This is a genomic window from Isoptericola sp. b408, assembly GCF_030588085.1.
Taxonomy (GTDB): Bacteria; Actinomycetota; Actinomycetes; order Actinomycetales; family Cellulomonadaceae; genus Isoptericola; species Isoptericola sediminis.
In genome coordinates, this window is the sequence record NZ_JAUQYQ010000006.1 from 91669 (window position 1) to 99632 (window position 7964).

6 protein-coding genes are annotated in these 7964 nt (G+C 72.3%); 2 read left to right on the forward strand and 4 right to left on the reverse strand.

All coding sequences use genetic code 11. From position 1 onward, the window contains the following. The first annotated feature begins 42 nt into the window (after positions 1-42). Positions 43-1014 (forward strand): sulfotransferase family 2 domain-containing protein, encoded by a 972-nt coding sequence (locus Q6347_RS15015; RefSeq protein WP_304607775.1) that lies wholly within the window; start codon positions 43-45, stop codon positions 1012-1014. Between the two features lie 37 nt (positions 1015-1051). Here the strand turns inward: Q6347_RS15015 and Q6347_RS15020 are convergent, their stop codons facing one another. Genes Q6347_RS15020 through Q6347_RS15035 form a run of 4 tightly spaced genes read right to left on the reverse strand, consistent with a single transcriptional unit; the run spans position 1052 to position 7105 of the window. Next, a complete protein-coding gene (locus Q6347_RS15020; RefSeq protein WP_304607776.1) occupies positions 1052-1864 on the reverse strand; it encodes a polysaccharide pyruvyl transferase family protein in 813 nt (270 codons plus the stop codon). Next, the gene (locus tag Q6347_RS15025; protein ID WP_304607777.1) at positions 1861-4596 is read right to left on the reverse strand and encodes a glycosyltransferase; all 2736 of its coding nucleotides are present in this window, start codon (positions 4594-4596) and stop codon (positions 1861-1863) included. Before Q6347_RS15025 ends, Q6347_RS15020 begins: the two co-directional genes overlap by 4 nt. Before the next feature lie 59 nt (positions 4597-4655). Next, positions 4656-6443, reverse strand: coding sequence for a gamma-glutamyltransferase family protein (locus Q6347_RS15030; protein WP_304607778.1), 1788 nt, complete (start codon positions 6441-6443; stop codon positions 4656-4658). Next, positions 6440-7105 (reverse strand): YoaK family protein, encoded by a 666-nt coding sequence (locus Q6347_RS15035; protein WP_304607779.1) that lies wholly within the window; start codon positions 7103-7105, stop codon positions 6440-6442. The genes Q6347_RS15030 and Q6347_RS15035 overlap by 4 nt, the downstream gene beginning before the upstream one ends. Before the next feature lie 405 nt (positions 7106-7510). Between Q6347_RS15035 and Q6347_RS15040 the strand changes: the two genes are divergently transcribed. Beyond that, positions 7511-7964: ATP-binding cassette domain-containing protein (locus Q6347_RS15040; RefSeq protein ID WP_304607780.1), on the forward strand; the 454-nt coding region annotated here is incomplete at its 3' end.

The following is a 7964-nucleotide window of genomic DNA, read 5'->3' on the forward strand; positions in this document are numbered from 1 at the left end:
ATGAGAATGACCGGTGGTCCGACCTCGGCTGAGGCAGCCACGTTGCGCAACACCTGGGTGTTTCCCGACCAGAAGATCCTGTACACGCAGCTGCCCAAGAACGCCTGCAGCAGCATCAAGTGGATGCTGGCCGAGGTCAGCGGGCAGGACCCCCAGGGGTTTCGTCGAGCGCTGAGCGACGAGCAGAGCCGCAGGATGCTCGTCCACAACCGGCGGTTGTGGAAGGGGGTGGGCCGGCTCTCGGAGATGTCGCCGGAGAGCCGGGCCGAGATCTCGCAGGCCAACGGCTGGTTCGTCTTCGCGGTCGTCCGCGATCCCCGGCTGCGGGCCTGGTCCGCGTGGCAGTCGAAGTTCCTCGTCGGTGACCCCGTCTACGTCCACCGCAAGTTCGCCGGCGCGCCGTGGTTGCCGCGGGTGCCGAAGGACGCCGGCGACGTCCTGGAGGACTGGCGGCGGTTCGTCGACGCCCTCGCGGCCGGTGACGGTCCCGTGCGTGACGGCCACTTCCGGTCGCAGGCCGACCGGCTCAGCGAGAACCAGATCCCGTACGACCGGATCTACGAGATGCGTGAGCTGTCACGAATGCTCGAGGACCTCGGCGCGCATCTGGAACGGCGCGGTCAACCTCATGACCTCGCCATGCCGCGCGAGAACGACACGCCCCTGGCGGCCGGGCGCGAGGTCTTCGACGACGGTGTGCTCGAGCAGCTGGAGACGATCTACGCGGGGGACTTTGCACGGTTCGGCCACCTGTGGGACCTGGGTCCGACCCTGGCCAAGGAGATCTCGTGGGACCGCGCGGCCATGACGGACATCGGCCAGCGCGTCGCGCACAACGAGCGGATCGCCGACCTGTTCTCCATCGGACGGCGGGAGCGCTCCAGGCGCCGCGACCTGGAGGACGCCCTTGCGAAGAGGGTCGCCGTGGGCGACGCCCCGGCGACGGCGCTCGTGGGCGAGTTGGGTCGCCGCGCGCGCCGCAAGGTCGGGCGCGTGGTCGGCCGCGGCCGCTGAAGCCGGCTCCGCGACCGACCGGCCGGGAGCCGGCCGGTCACACGGGGAGCGCTGCGACGAGCCTGTCGCGCAGGGTCTGGATGCCGTGCGGCGGCGGGTAGTGCTCGTGGATCCTCGTCACGATCTCGGCGGTCGGCAGCCCGACGACGTCCGGGGCGTACCACGGCTCGTAGAGTCGCTCGCCCGGGAAGGCCGAGTAGTAGTCGCGGTACTTGAACAGTCCGTGCAGAGGGCCCTGGACGGGTCCGCCCACCGATTCGTTCATCCGGAGGTGCACGTTCGGCACGTCCAGCGCATCTGCGACGATCATCCCGTGCAGGGACGAGGAGAGCACCGTCTCGCAGGCCGCGATTTCCCGCGCGACTTCGGTGGGCGTCCAACCGATGTCGATGATCCGGACCCCGGAGCGACCGGCGAGGTCGAGCACGGCGGGGTGCTCGGTGTCGCGGAAGTGCGGCACGACGCCGATGCTGTACCTGGTCCGCCCGGGACGGTCGAGGAGTCGGTTCGCGAGGATACCGGGATCGCCCAGCGCCATGACCGACCGCTGGTCAGCCGGGAAGTGCTCCGCCGTGAGTCGACCCCGCACGGCGTGCGGGCGCACCTGTTCGGGAATCTCCTCTCGATAGGGCCAGTGGAAGCCGGTTCCCCAGAACGGGGGGTAGGTGACGTGTTCCCGCAGGACGTCGGTGAGGATCGACCCCGCCGCGACGAGGTCGGCCTCGGGCACGGGGCTCCAGCGCACCGACCGGCCGGTGAGCTCCTCGATCAGGGGAGCGCTGAGCTCGTCGCCGAAGTTCGTGCGCACGGGGTGCTTCCAGCGCCACCAGTAGACGCGCAGTGGACTCATTCCGACACAACCTCCGGTCGATGGGAGACGACGAACGCGTCGCCGTCGAGCTCGACTGACGTGGTGCTCGACCCGATCGGGGAGAGCCCGGGCGGGACGTGCAACGTCCCTCGGATGTCGCGGTGGACGACCGATACCACGCAGCGCAACGTGCCCCGCGCGGGGACCGGCAGCCGGACGGCGACCTCGTCCTGGTCGAGACGTCGCCACGGTAGTTGGTGAGGCGCTTCTCGGGGGCCGACAGGGTCGACGTCGGCGTCGAACCGCAGTGCGTTCCCCCCTCCGACGTCGTCCACCACCAGCTGGGGTCGCCCGTCGTCGTCGAAGGCGAGCCGACGGGCCTCGACCTCCTCCGCGCGAAGCCCGTCATCGTGAGAGACGGACAGGTTGCCGTGGGGCGTCGTGTACAGCACCGTGGTCGGTGAGCCCAACGCGCGGCCCGTCGCGTCGACGGTGATGTCGTCGACGTGCTTGGGTCGCTTGGACCCGAAGCGGACCGACGGGAGAGCGACGCCCTCCCAGCACGGTGCCACCACGAGGTCCCAGCGCCCGCTCTTGCCGAGCGCAGCAGGGTCGATCCGCACGGAGAAGCGGGTCCCCTCGACGGTGTCATCGGCATGGCGCCCTTCGAGCTCGACCGGTAGATCGACCCGGACGTCGCTGTCGCGCAGCACGAGAGCAGCTCGCACCTCGTCGGGTGGTGGGCAGGTGCCGGCGGTGCCGACCCACCCGGCGGCACGGGCCACACCGTGGTCCACGGACAACGAGGTGAGCTGGTGTCGCACCACACGTCCGGGGACGACCCGGTGGGAGCGGTCGAGAGCGCGCATCACGGACGGCGGTAGGTCGTAGAGGAGGTCAGCACCGTCGACCGAGGCTCGGAGCGGCTCTTCGCCGTGGAGGTGGACGTTCAGATCGTGGAGGGCCTCGGGGTCGCCGGAGACGAGGGTGGCGAGGAGCAGCCCGCCTGCCTGGTCGGTTCCGCTCTGGACGGCTCCGGTCAGGTGCTGGCCGAAGCGCTGCTCGGCTGTCGTCGCGAGACGGCGGCGCTCGTCAGGACCGGCTTCCTCGGCTATACGTCGCGCAGCGGCGGCCAGTGGCGATGCCACCGGACGCATCGCGACGTCACGGCGGCCCGGGGCGGTGTAGCGGGTGACGACCTCGGCGAGCCGGAGCGCCGCTTCGAGGTCCTGACTTGGCGTGGGGGGACCTTCGGGCGGCAGGATCTCGACGCCGGTCACGAACCGCTGGTAGTAGATGTCGTCGGCGAGCACGCTCGTGCGTCGGGAGCGCAGCACCGCCTCGGCGCCGAAGAGGACGTCGCTGCCGGCGGGAAGGTCCTCCGCGAAGCGGAGTCCCAGCTCGTCGACGAAAGCGCGGCGGAACACGTGGTGGGAACCGACGACCGCGAGGAGACGCCCGGTGACGGCCCCTGCGTCGAGCCGGGTGCTGCGGAAGACGGGTGGGGTCAGCTTCCGTCGGGTGATGCCCAGCCATCGCCCGACGGTGACGTCGGCGCCCGTTGCATCGGCCGTCTCGACGAGCTTCTCCAGCGCCGCCCTCGTCAGCCGGTCGTCGGGGTCGAGGAAGACGACGTAGCGACCACGCGCCGCGTCGAGGCCGGCGTTGCGGGCCCTGGCGACCGATCCGACCGTGGAGCCGTCCCCTGCCGCGGGTACGACGACGACCTGTACCCGGTCACCCGGCAGGGTCTGCTCACGCACCGAGCGGACGGATGCCTCGACCAGCTCGTCGTCGCCGTGGTCGGGGAGGACGACCGTGACGTCGGGATCGCTCGCTTCCTGACGTCCGTCCTCGATCACGGGTGCTCCGGTGGGGGGAACGGTGAGGACGAACGACGATCGCCGGTCGGGGCCGGAGAACGTGAACCAGAGCCGCCACCGGCCCGTGGGGAGAGTGAGGTCGAGCGCCAGTGCCGGCTCGTCACCGGCCGCCGTGAGTCGGGCCGTGCCCTCGACCATCGCGCTGCGTGACCGCAGTCGCCCGAGCGCATCCAGCGCCCGCCCGCCGAGCCCGCGTCGCGCATCCGCCGGGGACGGCTCGGGCCGGGCCGTGACGATTCCGGAGAGCCTGCCACGACCGTGCACCCGCAGGCCCCCGAGTGGCATGCGCACCGAGACGTTCCTCGGGTCGCCGGCCGCGGCGTCGACGGTCGCCTCGCGGAGCCGCGCGTACCCGTCGTCCACGACGGATCGCACCTTCCCGGTGGTGTCGAGCGAGAAGCTGCCGTCGCCGCCCTGATAGGCGACCATCGGTCGTCCGGCGATGAGTGCCGGCCGTGGTGCCAGGCCGGTGGTCGCTGCGACGTGGGACGCTCCGCGCGGGCCGCGGGTCCGGGCGCGGAGGTCCCAGACGGCGACGGGCAACCACGAGCCGTCGTCGGCGTGCCGCGGATCGAGTCGCGACTCGCCGCGGATCTCGGGTGCGACCCTGCCGGCCCCCGTCCGGACGAGGTGCAGCGACGTCTTCGTCGGGACGGGGACCTTGCGGTCACCTCCCCGTTCGCGAAGGAGGAGGCGTACCGAGAGGTCGTCCCCAGACCACGAGCCGTCGTCCTCGACCACGGTGATCGGGTGCCCTGCGTCGTCCTTCCACCGAGTCACCGTGCGGAGATAGAGCGTTCCCTCGATCCACGCGACGCCCACGACATCGACCTCGGCGCGACCACGGCCCGTGCCGCCCGGGGTGATGGAGTCCGCGATGTCCGGCATCCCGCGATCGTACCGTCGAGTCCGGTCGCCTCCTGAGCCTCCGAGCTCGGGCCCTCCGGTCACCGCCCCGTCGCGTAGCCCTGTGCGCCGCGCGGGTTGGCGGCGGCACCGAGCAGGCCCCCGGCGGCGTCCCGGGTCACCGCGGACAGCCGGCCCAGCGACCACGGCCCCGCCTCGGTGAGCACGTGGCCGCGCCGTGCGAGCCCGTCGATCACGTCGGCGCCGAGCCGCGACTCGACGACGGCACCGCCCGGTGTCCAGGCGCGGGGCCAGAACGAGTCGGCCATCGAGGTGGTGTGCAGCGTCGGGGCGTCGATCGCCTCCTGCGGGGTGTACCCGCCCACCAGCACGCGCAGCAGGAACGGCAGCTGCCACTGGTCCTGCTGGTCGCCGCCCGGCGTGCCGCAGGCCATGACCGGCAGGCCGCCGTCGAGCACGAGGGTTGGCGACAGCGTCGTGCGCGGCCGCACGCCGGGGGCGAGCCGGGACGGCGAGGACTCGTCCAGCCAGGTCATCTGCAGCCGGGTGCCGAGGCAGAAGCCGAGCGCCGGGATGGTGGGGGAGGACTGCAGCCAGCCCCCGGAGGGGGTGGCGCTGATCATGTTGCCCCACCGGTCGACGACGTCGAGGTGGCAGGTGTCGCCGCGGGTGGTGCCGTTCACCTGGACGGTCGGTTCGCCGGTGCCCGAGGCGGCGGCCCCGGCCGTGCGCAGCGGCGGGAGCGGGGGAGCGGTGCGCCCCGGGACGCTGCCCGGCCGCAGCTCGTGCGAGGCCCGGTCGCCGACGAGTGCGCGACGGTCCGCCGCGTAGGCGGCGGACAGCAGGTGGTCCAGCGGCACGTCCGTGTCGCCGTACCAGGCGTCCCGGTCGGCGAGGGCCAGCTTGAGCGTCTCGAGCACCGTGTGCGCGCCGAGCTCGGTGGCCACGTCCAGGCGCTCGTCCTCGAAGCCGTCCAGCAGGCGCAGCGCCTGCAGCAGCACGGGCCCCTGGCCCCAGGCGCCCGTCTTGACGATCGTGCGGCCCCGGAACTCCGTCGTCGTGGGCTGCTCGTAGCCCGCCCACGACCCCGCGACGTCGGCCGCCGTCATCACGCCGGCGTGGTCGCGCCCGTCGGCGTGCCGGTGCGGCGTCGCGACGAACTCCTCCACGGCGGGTCCGACCAGCTCGCGCCAGGCGGTTCGGGCGGCCTCGACCCCGGCGCCCCGGGAGGGTGCGCCGTCGGCGGCGTCACCGAGCTGCTCCAGCAGCGCGGCGTAGGCGGGGTTCGTGACCGTCTCGCCGGCGCGTGGGGGCCGGCTGTCCGGCATCCACCGCGCCGCCGACGTCGGCCAGTGCTCGGCGAAGAGCCCGCTGACCCGTTCGACGGTCGCGGCCACGGCCGGCAGCACGGGGTGGCCGTCGCGGGCGTAGCCGACGGCGTAGGCCAGCACGTCGCGCACGGTCCAGGTGCCGTGGTCGCGCAGCAGCACGAGCCAGGCGTCGACCGCGGCCGGGACGGCGGCGGCCAGGGCGCCGGAGCCGGGGACGAGATCGAGGCCCTCGGTGTCGCGGTAGTGGTCGATCGTGGCGCCCGCCGGTGCCGGGCCCTGCCCCATGAGGACGCGGGGGTCGTCGGGTTCGTCGGCGGTGCTGAACAGGCCGACGAGGTCGCCGCCGGGTCCGTTGAGGTGCGGCTCGACGACGTGCAGGACGAACGCCGCCGCGCAGGCGGCGTCGAAGGCGTTGCCGTCCCGCTCCAGCACCGACTGGGCGCTCGCGGTGGCCAGCCAGTGCGTGGAGGCGGCCATCCCGAACGTGCCCTGCAGGTCGGGCCGGGTGGTCGAGGCGGGTGGTGGGGTGAAGGTCATGCGGTCTCCCGTCCGCGAAGGTGTCCGACGACGGTCACGGCCAGCGCGATCACTGCGCTGACGGCGACGCCGAGGGCGAGGTGGATCTGCAGCAGCGCGGCGCCGACACCGGCGCCGGCCCCGAGCAGGACGATCGCCGCGACCCGGCGGCCGACGTGACGTCCGTGGCCCCCGACGAGTCGCGAGTCCATGGCCAGCCCGGTGATGGCACTCGTGACCACGACGGTGGTGATCTCCTTGACCGCGAGGTGTCGGGCCGCGGCGGCCTGGAGACCCATCGCGCCCGCCAGCATCCCGGTGACCGTGAGCTGGATGCCGTGCGGCATGTCGGTGTCGTGGACGCCGAGCAGCACGGTCAGGGCGACGAGCACCGCGCCGACCGCGCCGAAGCAGGCCGTCGTGCGTCCGGACCACCCGACGTCGTCGGCGCGCAGCACCAGGCCGCCGAGCCCGGCGCCCGCGAGGAAGGTGACGAACGCCAGCAGCGGGCCGACGACGGGGAGGTCGTCGGCGCCGGCGACGCCCATGCCGAGGATGACCACGTTCCCCGTCATGTTGCCGGTGAAGACGCGGTCGAGGCCGAGAAAGCCGACGGCGTCCGCGATCCCCGTGGAGAACGTCAGGGCGAGCATGAGGCCGAGATGGAGGCGGTCGCGAGGCACGCCGCCACCCTAGGCCCGACGCGGGCACGTCGAGCACACGGCCGACCGGATCATCGTGAGGCCGCTCACCGGTCAAAGGGCGCCCATGTTTCCGATATGTCTTGTCCCGAGGCGCGCCAGATCACATCTCGATAACAAATTGGTACACATCGTGATAAAGATCATCGGCCCGCTCCAGGGGTCCCCGCCGGTCCCCGCGAGATATCGCTTAGTGTGATGGGTAGTGCGTGAGTGTCGACTCGTGACCGACCGGCCCGACGAGCCGGTGGTCGCAGCCTGCACGGGCCTGGCCCCGGCCGAGTCCGACGACCAGTAAATGGCCCCTGACCAGGGAGAATTGTGCCAGCCATCGAGGCAAGTGGCCTGACAAAGATCTTCGGGCGCCGACCGCAACGCGGTGTCCGGATGCTGAAAGAGGGCGCGGACCGCGATCAGCTCCGCAAGGAGGGACTGACCGCCGCGGTCATCGACGCCACCTTCGACGTGAAGCCCGGCGAGATCTTCGTCGTCATGGGTCTGTCCGGTTCCGGTAAGTCGACGTTGATCCGCATGGTCAACGGCCTGCTCGAGCCGACCGACGGCGTCATCACGATCGACGGGCAGGACGTCACCCACCTGTCCAAGAACGGCCTGCGCGACGTGCGTCGCAGCAAGGTGTCGATGGTGTTCCAGCACTTCGCCCTGCTGCCGCACCGCACCGTCGGCGAGAACGCCGCCTACCCGCTGACGCTGCGCGGCGTGAACAAGGCCGAGCGCGAGGCCAAGGCCGAGGAGGCCCTCGGCATGGTGGGCCTCGGAGGCTGGGGCGCGTCCATGCCCAGCCAGCTCTCGGGCGGCATGCGCCAGCGCGTCGGCCTGG

Excerpts from the sequence above, each read along its gene's own strand:
- Q6347_RS15020 (WP_304607776.1), bottom strand. The coding sequence starts at position 1,864 with ATGAGTCCACTGCGCGTCTACTGGTGGCGCTGGAAGCACCCCGTGCGC.
- Q6347_RS15025 (WP_304607777.1), bottom strand. The coding sequence starts at position 4,596 with ATGCCGGACATCGCGGACTCCATCACCCCGGGCGGCACGGGCCGTGGT.
- Q6347_RS15030 (WP_304607778.1), bottom strand. The coding sequence starts at position 6,443 with ATGACCTTCACCCCACCACCCGCCTCGACCACCCGGCCCGACCTGCAG.